This is a genomic window from Hymenobacter setariae (assembly GCF_007713685.1).
Lineage (GTDB): Bacteria > Bacteroidota > Bacteroidia > Cytophagales > Hymenobacteraceae > Hymenobacter > Hymenobacter setariae.
Genome location: NZ_VMRJ01000001.1, coordinates 1,083,738 through 1,098,350, shown reverse-complemented (window position 1 = coordinate 1,098,350; position 14,613 = coordinate 1,083,738). Strand labels below are relative to the sequence as shown.

Sequence of the window (14,613 nt, the reverse complement as noted above, 5' to 3'; positions counted from 1 at the left end):
ACCTAGGTGCCCAGCTTATAGATGCGCTCTAGCAATTGCCACTTTTCGGCGGCAGTTGCATCAGGGCTAGTTTGTTGGTAAGAGGCCATTAGGGCTTCCCACTCGGCCTGGCGGGGCTTGGTAGCCAGCGCCTGCATAGCTTGGTCGTGGTCGAAGTCGGGCACCGTGTCCATTATCATGAAGGCTTGGCTGCCAGTTAGGTAGATTTCCATATCCAGGATGCCCACCTCGCGCATGCCCTGCGTGATTTCGGGCCAGGCGGCCCCGGGCGCGTGCAGGCGGCGGTAAGTGGCCAGCAACTCGGCGTCGGCTTGCAGGCTCAGCCCTTTGCAATAGCGCTTGAATGGGGTAGGGCGGGCGTCTTCGAGGTAGGCCATGAGCGGAAGAGGGGGTATGTTTTAGGAGTTGTCCCAGGTTTCGCCCAGCACGGGGTGCAGAAGGGCGCGCACTTCGCGCAGCAGGTCGGGGTCGGGCGGCGTAGCGGCCCACTCGATATTTTGCCGCATCAGGCGTGGGCAGGCGGCACTCACCAGCGTAGTCGCCACGCCCGGGTGGCTCACTGCAAACTGAATGGCCAGCTTCTCAATAGGATAGCCGCGCTCGGCGCAGTGGGCCGCCGCACGCTGGGCGTGGTTTTTGAGCGTGGTCGAGGCCGGGTGCCAGGCCGGCGGCCCCTGGGCCGAAAGCAAACCCATGGCCAGCGGCGCAGCATTGATGACGCCTACCTCCTGCTCTTGAAAATAGGCCACGTGCTCACCTAGGGCGTCGTCGTTGAGGCAGTAGTGGCAAAAGGAAAGTACGGTGTCGAGGGTACCAGCGGGCACCCGGTCGAGGATGTAGCGCAGCTTGGCCAACGGTAGACCCGTGATGCCGATGTAGCGCACTTTGCCAGCCGCCTTTAGGGCCTGCAGCGCCGGAATGGTTTCGTGAATTACCTGCTCTAGGTCGGCAAATTCTACGTCGTGCACGCTCAGCAGGTCGAGGTAGTCGGTGTGCAGGCGCGCCAGGCTTTCCTCTACGCTCTGCGCTACGCGGGCGGCACTGTAGTCCCAGGTTTTTACGCCATTTTGGCCGTAGCGGCCTACTTTGGTCGAGAGCATGTATTGCGGCCTAGGCAGGGTGCGCAAGGCTTGGCCAAGCACGGTTTCGGCCTTAGTGAAGCCGTAGTATGGCGCTACGTCAATAAAATTGACGCCCTGGTCCACAGCCTCGTGCACCGTGCGGATGCCCTGTGCCGGGTCAATGTCGGCAAACACGCCACCTAGGGCCGAAGCCCCTAAGCTTAAGAGCGATACGTGCATGTCGGTACGGCCGAGCTGGCGGTAGTGCATGGGTGGGAATAGCTAGATTGGCCAGAAGAGAATTGCCTCCTGAGAGGCAGTAGTGGCCAAAGCTAGTATACTAAAAACAACTGTTTATCAAGTTATTGTAATTTTTTCTCCGCAAAGCTTTGCGCAAAGCTTTGCGGAGAAAAAATAGTTTTCGGCTGCCTGCGCATAGCTGGCAGCTCTCATTTAGTAGACAGGGCCGTTGGCACCAGTCCAGCTGGCGGCTAGTTCAGCTTATATGTGGCGGGTGGCCTGTATCATTACCTTATTATTACTCCAAAAGCAATCGCCATGAGCAAACGCCCCGTTTCGCTGAAGACGCTGGCCCAGGCGCTCAACGTGTCGATATCCACCGTGTCGCGCGCCCTGCGCAATCACCCCGACATTGGGCCCGAACTGACGCAGCGGGTGCAGCAGCTAGCCCAGGAGCTGCGCTACAGCCCCAACCCCCTGGCCATGGGCCTGCTCAAGAATGCTACGCGCATCATCGGCGTCATTGTGCCCGCGCTGGTCACGCATTTCTTCGCGTCTATCATCAGCGGCATCGAAAGCGTAGCCATCGAGCACGGCTACTACATCGTGATTCGGTGCAGCTACGAAAGCTTCGAGAAAGAGCAGGAGTGCCTGGCCAACCTGCTACAGCTGCGCGTGGAAGGCATCATCATGTGCTTGTCGCAGGAAACAAAAACCTACGCGCACTTCGATGCGCTGCTGGCGGCCGGCACGCCGCTCGTGTTTTTCGACCGGGTATGCCGCTCCACCGAAGTGCCCACTGTGGTGGTTGACAATCAAGCGGCGGCTTGCCGCATCACGCGGCATTTTGTAGCCCAGGGCCGGCGGCGCATTGCGCACATTGCGGGGCCACCGGCGCTCAATATCAGCCAAGAACGGGTGGCGGGCTACCGCGAAGGCCTCGCCGCCGAGGGCCTGGCCTTCGATGCGCAGCTGCTCGTGCCCTCCGACCTAAGCGCCGAAAGTGCCACGGCCGCCACCCAGCAGCTGCTGGCCCTGCCGCAGCCACCCGATGCCATTTTCGGTGTGAATGATACTACCGCCTTCGCCGCCATGAAGGAAATCAAGCGCCAGGGCCTGCGCATTCCGGCCGATGTGGCGCTGGTAGGCTTCACCGACGAATACCACGCCACCGTAGTCGAGCCAATGCTCACGTCCGTGATGCATCCCACGTTTGAGATGGGCCGCACGGCGGCGCTGCTGTTTTTGGAGCAAGCGCAGGGCCAGGTGCCCCCGCGCCAGATGGTGCTGGCCACGCAGCTGGTCGTGCGCGAGTCGTCGGGGCAAAAAAGCTGACCTAGGGCTTACTCCGCGGTTAGTTCTAGCACGTGGCTGGTTAGTGCCTTGGCCTCTCCGTTGTTCAGCAGGATGCCCACTTTCATGAGGTAGTCGCCGGAGTACGTTTGGCCGCTGGCGCGCACTTCGGGCTTGCGGCCGGGCAGCAGGTTGATTTCGGTGAGGCGGTAGCGGCGCGCTGGGTCGAGGCCCTGTAGCCGCACGGGCAGCACCGTTTCGTGGTAGCGCGGGCGCAGGTCGTAGCCAAAGAGCACGGCCTTGTCTTGCTGGGGTGCCACATACATCAGGGCCGCCTGGTTGCTCTCGTAGGGCGAGCGCAGCTTGAACAGGTCGCCCTGCCAGATAACGGGGCTCAAGCGCTTGTAGTCCTTCACCGCCTGCTGGCTGAATTTCAGCTCGTCGGGCGTCATCTTGCTCACCTCGATGTCGTAGCCAAGTTTACCCATCATGGCCACGTCGGTGCGAAATTTCAAGCTCTGACTCTGGTTCCAGTTCGTGACGTGGCTCGCCAAGGTATTAGACGGGAAGAAGTTGAGAAAGCCCCACTGAATGTAGACCCGCTCTAGCGCGTCGGTGTCGTCTGAGGGCCAGAACTCGGTGAAGTACTTCAGCCCGCCGTAGTCGGCCCGCGCCCCGCCGCCCGAGCACAGCATCATGGGCGTGTGCGGGTACTTCTGGCGCACCCGGTCGAGCACGCGGTAGAGGCCGCGCACGTAGTCCACGTACAGATGCGACTGGTCTTTGCCTAGGTGCTGCGAATAGGCATTGGTCAGCATGCGGTTGCAGTCCCATTTGAGGTAGGCCGCACCCTGGCTGAGCTGCGCATCCACGATGCCGTACACGAAGTCCTGCACCTTGGGGTTGGTGAGGTCTAGCGCCAGTTGGTTGCGGTAGTAGTCTTCGGGGCGGCTGGGTAGTTTCAGTACCCAGTCAGAATGCTTTTCGTAGAGCTCGCTCTTGGGGTTCACCATTTCGGGCTCTATCCAGATGCCAAATTTGATGCCCTCCTTGGTGGCGGTTTGCACGAGGTGGCCCACGCCGTTGGGCAGCTTGGTTTTGGTGGGCTGCCAGTCGCCGAGGCCCTGGGTGTCGTCTTTGCGCGGGTACTTGTTGCCAAACCAGCCATCGTCGAGCAAGAACAAATCGACGCCGAGCTTGGCCGCGTCGCCCATGAGAGCATCAAGCTTAGGCTCATCAAAGTCGAAAAACGTGGCCTCCCAGTTGTTCAGCAGCGTGAGGCGGGGCTGGGTCCCGTCGAGAGTGCCGCCCTGCTGGCGGGCCCAGCGGTGCAGGTTGCGCGAGGCCTGGCCCTTGCCCTGCGTGCTATAGGTGAAGATGAACTCGGGCGTGATGAAGGGCTGTCCGGCCGGCAGGGTGTATTCCGAGGCGTATGGGTTAATGCCCGCCGACAGGCGCAGCATGTTCTCGTTATCCAGCTCGAAGGCCAGCCGGAAATTGCCGGTCCAAGCCAGGGAGCCGGCCAGCACGTCGCCGGTAGTTTCGGTGGCTGGGTGGTCGGGCGCCAGGAAGAACGACGGGGTCTGGTACATGCCCGCGCGGGTGCCGAGCTTGGTATCGATAACTTTTACGCCGCTCGTAAGCGGGCTTTCCTGCTGCTGGGCTTCCTCGGCCCAGTCGCCGTGCAGCTGGGTCAGGTAGTACTGGTGCGCATCGAGGTGCAGCATGGCCGAGGCGTAGTTGGTGAGCACCACCGGCTTCTTTTCGCGGTGCACTATCTCGGTCCAGGTCTTAATGACGTCTTCGCGCTGGTAAGCCACGAAGTGCAGCTGCACCTCCACCGGGTACAGCGGGTCGCGCAGGCGGATGGTCGTGTTGGTGATGCCTTCGCCGGCTTTGGCAGTTTGTACGTCGGCGTACTGCAAGGCCAGTGCGGGGTTGCCATCGGCGTGCACCACACGCAGGGCGGGCTCAAATAGGTTGTCGGTGCCAGCCGGCGGGTAGGCCTCGTGGCGCTGCGGTAGCTGCTGGTACTCGGCCGCCGTAGCTAGCTTGGGTCCTAGGTAGGTCTGGTAGAGCTTTTGGCGCTGGCCCACAGCCAAGACCAGGCTCATGTGCTCCGTTTCGATAACAATGGGCGCAACAGATTGAGCGGCGGCAGAAAACCCAATAAGTAGGAAAGAAAGCCCGCTAAGAGCGCGTAGACGAAGTAGTCGCAAGGGAAGAAACCTAGGGGTGGGAAAAAGACAGCGTAGTCCTAAGAGTCAAAGAAATGATAAAAAAAACGTCTGTCAGGCTGAGCTTGCCCAAGCATCTCCACTGCATAACCCGTATGGTGCGGTAGAGGTGCTTTGGCAAGCTCAGCCTGACAGACGTTTTACTATGACTGATTACCAGAGAGTAAGCCGAGCTACTTTGAGTAAGCCCTTATTTTGCCAGCTTCGGCCCCGAGATGCGGTAGAAGCCCGCCCCGTGCCGCCGTATGAAAGGCACAAACTCGGTGGTGAACTTGCCCACTTGGCGGCCGCTCCACAGGTCTTGCACAATGCAGCCGGGCGCCAGCCCTAGGTCGGCCAGCGCCACGGGCACGCGCACCGAGTCGGCGGGGGCGGGTTGGTAAGGGCTTTTGGTGAATACTAAAGCCTGAAAAGAGCCGCCCGTATTCTGCCCAGCCGCGGCCTGGTCGAGGCCCACGGTAGCCTGGAAGCGCGTGTAGCCCGCCGGCAACGTGTACTCAATAACAGAGTTTGCGTGCGTGCCGATGCCAGCTGGGTAGGTTTTGCCGGCTACCACGAGCGGGCCGCCGCTCACGCTTTTGTTGAGGGTAGTTTGGCCCCAGCCGGCGCTGGCTTTCTGCCAAGGTAGCTCGGTGAGGGGCATGGTTTTGGTGCCGTTACTGAGCACGGGTGCCAGCCAGTCGGCATGGTCCCAGGCAGTGCCGTCGTCGCCGCCGCGCACGCTCAGGTATAGCTTTTGGGCACCAGTGATGTCCACGTCAAGCGTGGCTTGCGGCGTTTGGCGATTGATAAGCGGGCTCTTTGCCGCGGCCGCGCTGGTGGGCGCCAACTCCTGGTCCTGGGCATTGAACACAGCCAGGTATTTGTCGCCCGTTTTGGGGTCGTCGGCGGTCCAGGCCACGAGGTCGCCGCGCCGGAACAGTTGGCGGTTGTTCATGCTAGTTTTGTTCACGGCTAGCACCCTAGGGTTGGTGAGCAGGGCCAATGTGGCGGGCGTGTTGCTCGGCAGGTCGCCGCCAAACATGAGCGGCGAGCGGAAAATGCTCCACAAGGTCATGAGCGTGCGCTGCTCGTCGGGGGTGAAGCGCGTCTGCCGGTCGTCGCCGCGCTCGGCCCGGATACCTAGGCGACCTAGGGGCAGCATGTCGGCATCGGGCCATGCCCCAGTCATGATGTAAGGCGCCCAGCGGTTGCACACCTCAAAGTGCTCCTTGAGCTGCTCCCACGAGTCCCAGAAGTCGCCTACGGTACGCCACATGTTGGCGTGCTGCTGCGCGTGCTTGGCATCGGCAATCGGCGTCTCGCCCGGCGACATGCTGAAGACGATTTGGCGGCCCGTGCGGTCGATGGCCTTCCGTATCATCTCTATCTCGCCGGTGTGGTAGGGCTCCGACAGGTCGTCAATCTTCACAAAATCAACGCCCCAGCTCGCGTACAGTTCAAACAGCGAGTTGTAGTACTCCTGGGCGCCGGGTTTGCCGGGCACCACCGTGTACATGTCGTGCAGCCACGCTGCCTGGCCTTCCTTGCTGTGGATGGCATCGGCCGTAAGCTTGGTGCCCTTGATGGGCAGCTTGCGCTGCACCGCTATCACGGGCACGCCGCGCATGAGGTGAATGCCAAATTTCAGCCCCTTGGCGTGCATGTAATCGGCCAGCGGCTTAAAGCCCTTGCCGCCCGCCGCCGATGGAAACCGGTTGGGCGCGGGCACAAAGCGGCCGTACTGGTCGATGTTCCAATCGGGGTTTTTCTCGTTGTAGCCGTGGGCCGTGTCGTTGCCCACATACCAGCGGATATCGACCACTACATATTCCCAGCCGCTGTCTTTCAGGTTTCTGGCCATGTAGTCGGCGTTAGCCTTAGTTTCGGCTTCTGTCACGGTGGGGCCATAGCAGTCCCAGCTGTTCCAACCCATGGGTGGGGTAGGGGCCCACTGGTGAAAGTCGGTTTTGGAAGTAGCTTTTTGGGCCAGGGCCGGGCTAGCGAGCGCTAAGCTGCCTAGGGCAATACTTAGCCATTTTTGAGTCAATGACATAGGCAAATACAGGGGCAATAAAAAGGCCAGCCGAAGCTGGCCTTTTAGGGGCAAAAAAGGCTACTTCTTAGCCGGCACGCGCAGCACCGTGAATGAGTTAGGCGCTAGCGTGTAGCTCAGGGTCGAGCCCTTCATGGCGAAGGTTGATTCTTGCGGCGCCAGCTTTTTGGGTTCCTTCAAGCTGTTTTGCGTTTGCAGGTCGTCGCTGGCCATGGTTTGAGCACGGCCAGTTTTGCCGAGGCCTTTGGCGCCAGCCAGGTTGATGCTGACGGGGCGCGGGCTGGTAGAGTAATTCACCAGCTTCACCACCACCTCGCCAGTGGGCTCGTCGGTTACGGCGCTGGCAAAGAGGTTATCCGTGCCGTTTTTAGCCCCGCCGGGCATGGTCACGGGCAGCACTTTGGTGCCTTTATTGAGGGCATAGAGCTTCTGCACGTAGTAGCTCGGCGAGCCATAGGAGTTCAGGTTATCAAACCAGATGAGGTCGGGCGTCCACTGCCAGGCATCTACGTTGGCAAACAGCGGAGCGTAGCTGGCCATGCCCACCACATCGGCATTGCGCTCGAGGCCGGTCATGAAGGCGGCTTCCGAAATGGCGCAGTCCCAGGTGTTTTTGTTTTCGGGGCTGCCGGTGTTCACACTCTGCGCGGCGTACTCGCCAGCGAAGATTTTGGGGCCGCCGCGGGCGTACTTATCGTAGCGGTCGGCGTGCGCCCGAAACCAGTCGGCCTTGGCGTAGTAGTGCTCGTCGATGTAGTCGGCCTTGAGCTCACCTAGGCGCTTGCTGGCCGTGTCAAACAGCTCGCCGTCGGGGCTGGGGCCGGCGCTGCTCACTAGGTCGATGTTCGGATACTTGGCCTTTACTGCCTTCGCAAACGGTACGTAGCGCTCGAGGTACTGCGGTCCCCACTGCTCGTTGCCCACCCCTATCATCTTGAGGTTGAAGGGCGCCGGGTGGCCCATGGCGGCGCGCTTGGCGCCCCAGGTAGAGCTAACCGGCCCATTGGCAAACTCAATGAGGTCGAGCGCATCCTGAATAAACATGTCCAGCGACGGGTCGTCGGTGGCGTGGTTATGCGGGGCAGTTTCCCCAGCATTGGGGCCGCCTTTGGTGCTGGCAGTACCCATCGGGGCCAGCTCGCCCGAGTTGTACTGGCAAGCCATGCCCACGTTCAGAATCGGTAGCGGCTCAGCCCCAATGTCTTCCGAGAGCTGGAAGTATTCGAAGAACCCGAGGCCAAACGACTGGTAATAGTCAGGCGTCGAGCGGTGCCGGAACTCCATGTTCCAGCGGTTTATCATGGGCAGACGGGCGGTTACGTCGCCAATGGTTTCCTTCCACTGGTAGCGCTCCGAGAGGGTGCGCCCCTCCACAATGCAGCCCCCCGGAAAGCGCAAAAAGCCCGGTTTCATGTCCTTGAGCAGCTGCACCAGGTCGGTGCGCAGGCCGTTGGGCCGCTGGTTCCAGGTGTCTTTCGGAAACAGCGATACCACGTCTAGGTCTACCGTACCGGTGCCGCTGAGCACCAGCTTGAGGTGCGCCTTGTTTTGGGTGCCGGTAGACTTGAGCACGGCCGTGTACTGCTTCCACTCATTGGTGAAGCCGCTCACGGCTACCTGACCCAGGGTTTCGCCCCGCTGGCCTACTATCGTAGCCGTGAGGCCGCCAACGTCGCCCGCCCCACGCCGCGCGTAGAATGAAAGCTTGTACTCGCTGCCCTGCTTCACGCCCATGCCCCGGAAGCCTTCGTTTTCGATGCCGGCCTCACCGCCAGCGCCGTTGCGGGTGGTGAGGCGTAGGTAGTGCGAGTTGTTCTGGTTGTTGATGCCCTGCTCGTTGCGCACAGCGTAGGTATCGAGGTTAGCGCCGCCACCTAGGGCGCGCCAGCCCATCAGGCGAGCGTCAGTTTCGAACGACTTATTCTTTACCAACTCGGGGTACAGCCCACCGTCGGCGGCGAAATTGATGTCCTCGAAAAACAGGCCGTACATGTTCTTATTGACGGCTGCGCCGGGCTTGTTGACCTGCACGGTGAGGCTAGCCGGGGCCGCCGACTGCGCGCTGGCCCCTAGGGTGCCCAGCAGCGCCAGGCCGGTAGCCAGGGCAGGAAAGCGAGTAGTACTAATCATAATAAAGTGGGGATGGGTGGGAACAGGCCGTACTGGCGCGAGTTTAGGTGAAGCCGTAACTCGTGCCGGCTGTGAGGTGGAGGCTCTGCCTCCGCGGCCGCACTAGCGGCAATGCTACGCTTGCAGGGCGCCTAGGTAGAGTGGCTATAGCGCCACTGCCCGGGCGCGGATTTTGCCGCTGGCGCGGCAGTGGAGTTGAAAACTCCACCTCATGATAAGGCACGAGTTACGCTGCGCTAAACTCGCGCCAGCGCAGCGTAACGTGCCTGTGGCTTAGCCTTTGAAGGCTACTTCGTTATAGCGCAGTTCGTTTTTGAACGTGCGCAGCTTGGTGTCCTCGTCGATAACCAAGAACTCAATCCCAGCCATCTCGGCGAAGTCCTCTAGGTACTCGCTGGTCAGGTTCTGGCTGTAGCCCGTGTGGTGGGCGCCGCCGGCCAAAATCCAGGCAGCGAGGCCGGTTTTCATGTCGGGGTGCACTTTCCAGAGCACGCGGGCTACGGGCAGGTTGGGCAGGTCTTGCTCAGGTGCCACGGCCTCCACGGTGTTCACAATCATGCGGAAGCGGTTGCCCATGTCCACGATGGTCGCGTTGAGGGCCGGGCCAGCGGGGCAGTTGAACACCAAGCGAACCGGGTCTTCCTTGCCGCCGATACCAAGGGGATGGATTTCAGCGCGCACCTTGCCTTCGGCGATGGTGGGGCAGATTTCGAGCATGTGCGAACCTAGGACTTGCTCGTTGCCGGGGGCGAAGTGGTAGGTGTAATCCTCCATGAAGGAGTTGCCGCCGGGCAGGCCGGCGCCCATCACTTTCATGGCGCGCACCAGGGCCGAGGTCTTCCAGTCGCCCTCGCCGCCGAAGCCGTAGCCGTCGGCCATCAAGCGCTGCGTGGCGATGCCGGGCAGCTGCTTCATGCCGTGCAGGTCTTCGAAGGTATCGGTGAAGCCCTTGGCATTGCGGTCGGTCAGGAACTTGCGCATGCCCAGCTCGATGCGGGCTGCGTCGCGCAGGCTTTCACGCTTCTCGCCGCCTTCCTTCAGGTTGTCGCCCAGCTCGTATTCCTGCTCGTAGGTGGCTACCAGACCGGCAATCTGCTCGTCGGTCACGGCGTTTACCTCGGCTACTAGGTCGCCAATGCCGTAGGTGTTCACCTCGTAGCCAAACTTGATTTCAGCTTCTACTTTGTCGCCTTCGGTCACAGCTACGTAGCGCATGTTGTCGCCAAAGCGCACGAACTTGGCGCCCTGCCAGTCGGCCCAGGCGCTAGCCACGCGGCTCCAGATGCTGAGACGCTCGCGCACATCCTCGCTCTGCCAGTGTCCCACGATAACCTTGCGGCTCAGGCGCATGCGCGAGCCAATAAACCCAAACTCGCGGTCGCCGTGCGCCGACTGGTTGGTGTTCATGAAGTCCATGTCAATAGCATCCCACGGAATGTCGCGGTTGTACTGCGTGTGCAAGTGAGCCAGCGGCTTTTGCAGGATTTTCAAGCCGTTAATCCACATTTTGGCTGGCGAGAAGGTGTGCATCCAGGCAATCAGGCCCACGCAGTTCGGCGTGTTGTTGGCCTCTTGCATAAGCTTGTAAATCTCCTGCGGGCCCGTCAGCACCGGCTTGTACACGATGTTAATGGGCAGCTTGGTGCCCAGCTCTTTTGCGATTTCCTGCGAGTGGCGGGCTACTTCCTCCAGGGTTTCGGGGCCGTAGAGGTGCTGGCTGCCCGTGATAAACCAGGCTTCGTAGTTTGAAATGTCAATCATGGTGGTGGGTAGTACCGTGGACTCTGTGAGTCCGCGAGTTAAGGATTTAGGTGCTGCCACGCGCGGACCCGCAGGGTCCACGGTACAGCCTATTGCCCGTAGTAAGAATTAGCGCCGTGCTTGCGCTCGTAGTGTTTTTTAATCAAGGCATCTTTCAGCCGCGCCACGCCCGGCTTGAGCGTGCAGCTGAGGTAGGCTAGGCGCGCCACTTCTTCGAGCACGGCGCTGTGGTACACGGCTTTCTCCACCGTTTTGCCCCAGGTGAATGGCGCGTGGTTGCCCACAAGTATCATCTCGACTTCGGCGTGCGAAAGGCCACGCTTCTCAAACTCGTTGATGATTTGCCAGCCGGTCTGGTGCTCGTAGTCGCCCGCGATGAGCTCGTCGCTCATGGGCGGCGCGCAGGGCACGTCGGCCGTAAGGTGGTCGGCGTGGGTGGTGCCTAGGATGGGAATATCAAGCTGCGCCTGGGCCCAGGCCGTAGCGTAGGTGCTGTGCGTGTGCACAATACCGCCGATGTTCGTCCACTCCTTGAAGAGCAGCGCGTGGGTTTTGGTATCGGAAGAAGGCCGCTTAGTACCTTCCACGATGTTGTTGTCAAAGTCCACAATTACGATGTCCTCCGGCTTCAGTGTGGCGTAGGGCACACCGCTAGGCTTGATGGCGAACACGCTCTTTTCGCGGTCTACCACGCTGGCGTTGCCGAAGGTAAAGAGCACCAGCCCGAGGGCCGGCAACTGCATATTGGCCTCGTAGCAGGCCTGCTTTAGGTCTTGGAACTGGCTCATTTAGGCGGTGGTGATGGCGGGGGTTTCGGGTTCCATTACCGCGTCTTCCGAGTGGCTGGTCGTCACGCTTTCCACGAACTTGCCCAGCGCCTGGTACTGCGCGTAGCGGGTGGCGTACTGGGCCACGCTCTCGGGGTTTGGGGTGTAGGTTTCAGCAAAACCGCTACCTAGGGCCTTCTGCGAAGCCAGCACATCAGGGTAGATGCCCGCGGCCACGGCCGCGTACATGGCGGCCCCGAGGGCCGGCGCCTGCTCCGACACGGCAATCTTGATGGGGCGGTCGAGCACGTCGGCTAGCGTCTGCATCACGAAAGCCGACTTCTTAGCCACGCCGCCGATGCCAATCACCTGCTTAATCGGAATGCCTTCGCTCTCAAAGCGCTCCACAATCTGCTTGGAGCCATAGCAAATGGCTTCAACCAGCGCACGGAACACCTGCGGGGCCGAAGTACCCATCGTGAGGCCCGTAAGGGCGCCTTTCAGGGCCTGGTTGGCGTCGGGCGTGCGGCGGCCGTTTACCCAGTCGAGGGCCAACACGTGGCTTTCGGCAGGGTCAACCTCCGCGGCAGCTTTGGTGAGCTGCACGATGAGGTTGTCGCTCACTTCCTGGCGGAAAGCAGCTTGTTGCTCAGCCGTCAATACCTTCGACTGCACTGCCTGCAAGGGCCACTCCAGCATCTGGCGGAACCAGGCCAGCAGGTCGCCAAAAGCCGATTGCCCAGCCTCTAGACCCAACATGCCGGGAATAACCGAGCCATCGACCTGCCCGCAAATGCCGGCGACTAGGTGGTCACCCACCTCGGCGGTCGGGGCCACTACGATGTCGCAGGTGCTGGTACCCATCACCTTTACCATCGAATAGGATTCTATCTCACCTGCCACAGCGCCGGCGTGCGCATCGAACGAACCTACGGCAATTACCGTGTTGGTAGTCAAGCCTAGGCGCTGGGCCCACTCTTCCGAAAGGTGCCCGGCTACTTCGTCAGCTGTGTACGTTTCCGTGAATAATCGATTGCGTAAACCGGCCAACTTAGGTTCGAGGTGCGTGAGAAACTCCTCGGGGGGCAGGCCACCCCAGCTAGCGTGCCACAGGGCCTTGTGCCCAGCGGCGCAGCGGCTGCGCTTGAACTCGGCCAGTGGCTGGCCGGTGAGCGTCAGCGTGAGCCAGTCGCAGTGCTCCATCCAAGAGTAAGCGGCGTTGGCTACAGCCTCATCCTCGCGCACAATGTGCATGATTTTAGCCCAAAACCACTCCGACGAGTAGATGCCGCCTTCGTACTTGGTATAGTCCTCGCCGCCCCAGGTGCGGGCCTTGTGGTTGATTTCGGCGGCCTCAGTCAGCGCCGTGTGGTCTTTCCAAAGCACGAACAACGCGTTGGGATTCTCGGCGAACTCGGGCAGCATACCCAGCAGCTGGCCCTGCTCGTTCACCGGGCCGGGCGTGCTGCCGGTGGTGTCGATGGCGAGACCTAGGATTTGCTCGGCGGGCACTTTGGCGGCCACTTCTTTCACCGTAGCCTCCAGGCTTTCGAGGTGGTCGAGCGGGTGCTGGCGAAAGCGGTTTTTGGCGGGGTTGCAGTACTGGCCCTGCTTCCAGCGCGGGTAGTAGTGCACGGCCTGCGCGATTTCGGCCCCAGTGCGGGCATCCACGAGTAAGGCGCGGGCCGAGTCGGTGCCGTAGTCGAGGCCGATAACGTAGGCCGGGGAGGCGGTTTGTTCTGGCACGGGTTGATTAATTATGAATAGTTATAGTAAGAGCGTTTGTCATGCTGACGAAGGAAGCATCTCATCCGGTTAACACAGGTAGTTTACCTAGCGTGATAGGATACTTCCTTCGTCAGCATGACAGAAATGCTATTTCCGCACCCCAAACGTGTAGCTGGTGGTGGTGTGGTAGGTTTCGCCCGGCTTCAGCACGGTGCTCGGAAACTCCTTTTGGTTGGGCGAGTCGGGGAAGTGCTGGGTTTCGAGGCAGAAACCGCCGTGCTTGCCGTACACCACGCCGTCCTTGCCTTTCAGCGTGCCATCCAGAAAGTTACCGGTGTAAAACTGTACGCCGGGCTCGTCGGTGGTCACTTCCATGGTGCGGCCGGTAGTAGGCTCGTACACGGTGGCGGCGCTGTGCTGGCCGGTGGCCTGGTTCAATACCCAGTTGTGGTCGTAGCCACCGGGCACCTGCGCAATGCGCTCGCCAATGGCGTGGGGCGTGGTGAAGTCGAAGGGCGTGCCCTTCACCGGTTTCAGCTCGCCGGTCGGGATGAGGTTGGCATCAACCACCGTGTAGCGGTCGGCCGGAATGGTGACCTGGTGGGCTAGCACGTCCTTGCTCTGCCCTAGGGCCAGGTTGAAGTAGGCGTGGTTGGTGAGGTTGACGGGCGTGGCCTTGTCGGTCGTGGCCGCGTAGTCAATTTTGAGGGCGTTGTCGTTGGTGAGGGTGTAAGTCACCGTCACGTTGAGGTTGCCGGGGTAGCCTTCCTCGCCGTCCTTGCTCAGGTAAGTAAGCGTCAGCGTCTGGCCATCGCTGTCGGAGCCGGGCTTGGCAGTCCATATTTTCTGGTCGAAGCCTAGCTTGCCGCCGTGTAGCGAGTTGCCGTTGTTGTTCACGCCCACTTGGTACTCTTTGCCATCAACCGTGAATTTGCCTTTGGCGATGCGGTTGCCGTAGCGGCCGATGAGCGCGCCGAAGTAGGGGTTCGACTTGCGGAACTCGGGGCTGAGGTAGCCTTCTGCCTTGTCGAAGCCCAGCACCACGTCGGAGATTTTGCCGTCCTTGTCAGGCACGAGCAGGCTGGTGAGCGTGCCGCCGTAGGTGCTGATGGTGGCCTTCATCCCCTTGGCGTTGGTGAGGGTGAAAAGCTGAATTTCTTGGCCGTCGGCAGTTTTGCCGAACGAAGCAGAGGTAGGCATGGCGGATGCGTTGGTGCCAGTGGCGGCCGAGTCGGCCGGGGCCGTCGTGGTAGTTGCCGCCGAGTCTTGGCTGGTGGTGGGTTTAGAATCGCAGCTGGCCAGCAGCAAGGCGGTGCTCAGGCCGGTAGCCAAAAGCGCGTAGCGGGGGGAGGTGGGCATGA

General features: G+C 61.0%; 10 protein-coding genes. 1 reads left to right on the top strand and 9 read right to left on the bottom strand.

The annotated features are described in order from the left end of the window. Positions 1-2: 2 nt before the first annotated feature. Both FNT36_RS04570 and FNT36_RS04565 read right to left on the bottom strand, forming a co-directional pair. Positions 3-377, bottom strand: a complete 375-nt coding sequence (locus tag FNT36_RS04570) for an L-rhamnose mutarotase (RefSeq protein ID WP_144844792.1) — start codon at positions 375-377, stop codon at positions 3-5. A gap of 21 nt (positions 378-398) precedes the next feature. Next, the gene (locus FNT36_RS04565) at positions 399-1,331 is read right to left on the bottom strand and encodes an aldo/keto reductase (protein WP_144844790.1); all 933 of its coding nucleotides are present in this window, start codon (positions 1,329-1,331) and stop codon (positions 399-401) included. Positions 1,332-1,619: 288 nt separating this feature from the next. On the opposite strand from FNT36_RS04565, the gene FNT36_RS04560 reads away from it, so the two are divergent. After that, positions 1,620-2,636 (top strand): LacI family DNA-binding transcriptional regulator, encoded by a 1,017-nt coding sequence (locus FNT36_RS04560; protein WP_144844788.1) that lies wholly within the window; start codon positions 1,620-1,622, stop codon positions 2,634-2,636. Between the two features lie 8 nt (positions 2,637-2,644). On the opposite strand, the gene FNT36_RS04555 is transcribed toward FNT36_RS04560, so the two are convergent. The 7 genes from FNT36_RS04555 to FNT36_RS04525 all read right to left on the bottom strand — a co-directional run bounded on the left by FNT36_RS04555 (position 2,645) and on the right by FNT36_RS04525 (position 14,611). Continuing rightward, entirely contained in the window at positions 2,645-4,813 is a 2,169-nt protein-coding gene (locus FNT36_RS04555) for an alpha-galactosidase (RefSeq protein ID WP_144844786.1), read from the bottom strand. Between the two features lie 208 nt (positions 4,814-5,021). Continuing rightward, complete coding sequence (locus FNT36_RS04550; protein ID WP_144844784.1) at positions 5,022-6,866, bottom strand: NPCBM/NEW2 domain-containing protein; 1,845 nt, start codon at positions 6,864-6,866, stop codon at positions 5,022-5,024. Between the two features lie 60 nt (positions 6,867-6,926). Continuing rightward, the gene (locus tag FNT36_RS04545) at positions 6,927-8,996 is read right to left on the bottom strand and encodes an alpha-L-arabinofuranosidase C-terminal domain-containing protein (RefSeq protein WP_144844782.1); all 2,070 of its coding nucleotides are present in this window, start codon (positions 8,994-8,996) and stop codon (positions 6,927-6,929) included. A gap of 273 nt (positions 8,997-9,269) precedes the next feature. Continuing rightward, positions 9,270-10,757: an L-arabinose isomerase gene (araA, locus tag FNT36_RS04540; RefSeq protein WP_144844780.1), complete on the bottom strand. Its 1,488-nt coding sequence runs from the start codon at positions 10,755-10,757 to the stop codon at positions 9,270-9,272. Between the two features lie 89 nt (positions 10,758-10,846). Beyond that, positions 10,847-11,545, bottom strand: a complete 699-nt coding sequence (locus FNT36_RS04535; protein ID WP_144844778.1) for an L-ribulose-5-phosphate 4-epimerase — start codon at positions 11,543-11,545, stop codon at positions 10,847-10,849. Next, positions 11,546-13,270, bottom strand: a complete 1,725-nt coding sequence (locus FNT36_RS04530) for a ribulokinase (RefSeq protein ID WP_144844776.1) — start codon at positions 13,268-13,270, stop codon at positions 11,546-11,548. It abuts the gene before it with no gap. Between the two features lie 129 nt (positions 13,271-13,399). After that, positions 13,400-14,611: an aldose epimerase family protein gene (locus FNT36_RS04525; protein WP_144844774.1), complete on the bottom strand. Its 1,212-nt coding sequence runs from the start codon at positions 14,609-14,611 to the stop codon at positions 13,400-13,402. Positions 14,612-14,613: the final 2 nt, after the last annotated feature.

Excerpts from the sequence above, each read along its gene's own strand:
- FNT36_RS04535 (WP_144844778.1), bottom strand. The coding sequence starts at position 11,545 with ATGAGCCAGTTCCAAGACCTAAAGCAGGCCTGCTACGAGGCCAATATG.
- FNT36_RS04570 (WP_144844792.1), bottom strand. The coding sequence starts at position 377 with ATGGCCTACCTCGAAGACGCCCGCCCTACCCCATTCAAGCGCTATTGC.
- FNT36_RS04525 (WP_144844774.1), bottom strand. The coding sequence starts at position 14,611 with ATGCCCACCTCCCCCCGCTACGCGCTTTTGGCTACCGGCCTGAGCACC.
- FNT36_RS04550 (WP_144844784.1), bottom strand. The coding sequence starts at position 6,866 with ATGTCATTGACTCAAAAATGGCTAAGTATTGCCCTAGGCAGCTTAGCG.
- araA (WP_144844780.1), bottom strand. The coding sequence starts at position 10,757 with ATGATTGACATTTCAAACTACGAAGCCTGGTTTATCACGGGCAGCCAG.
- FNT36_RS04545 (WP_144844782.1), bottom strand. The coding sequence starts at position 8,996 with ATGATTAGTACTACTCGCTTTCCTGCCCTGGCTACCGGCCTGGCGCTG.
- FNT36_RS04565 (WP_144844790.1), bottom strand. The coding sequence starts at position 1,331 with ATGCACTACCGCCAGCTCGGCCGTACCGACATGCACGTATCGCTCTTA.
- FNT36_RS04560 (WP_144844788.1), top strand. The coding sequence starts at position 1,620 with ATGAGCAAACGCCCCGTTTCGCTGAAGACGCTGGCCCAGGCGCTCAAC.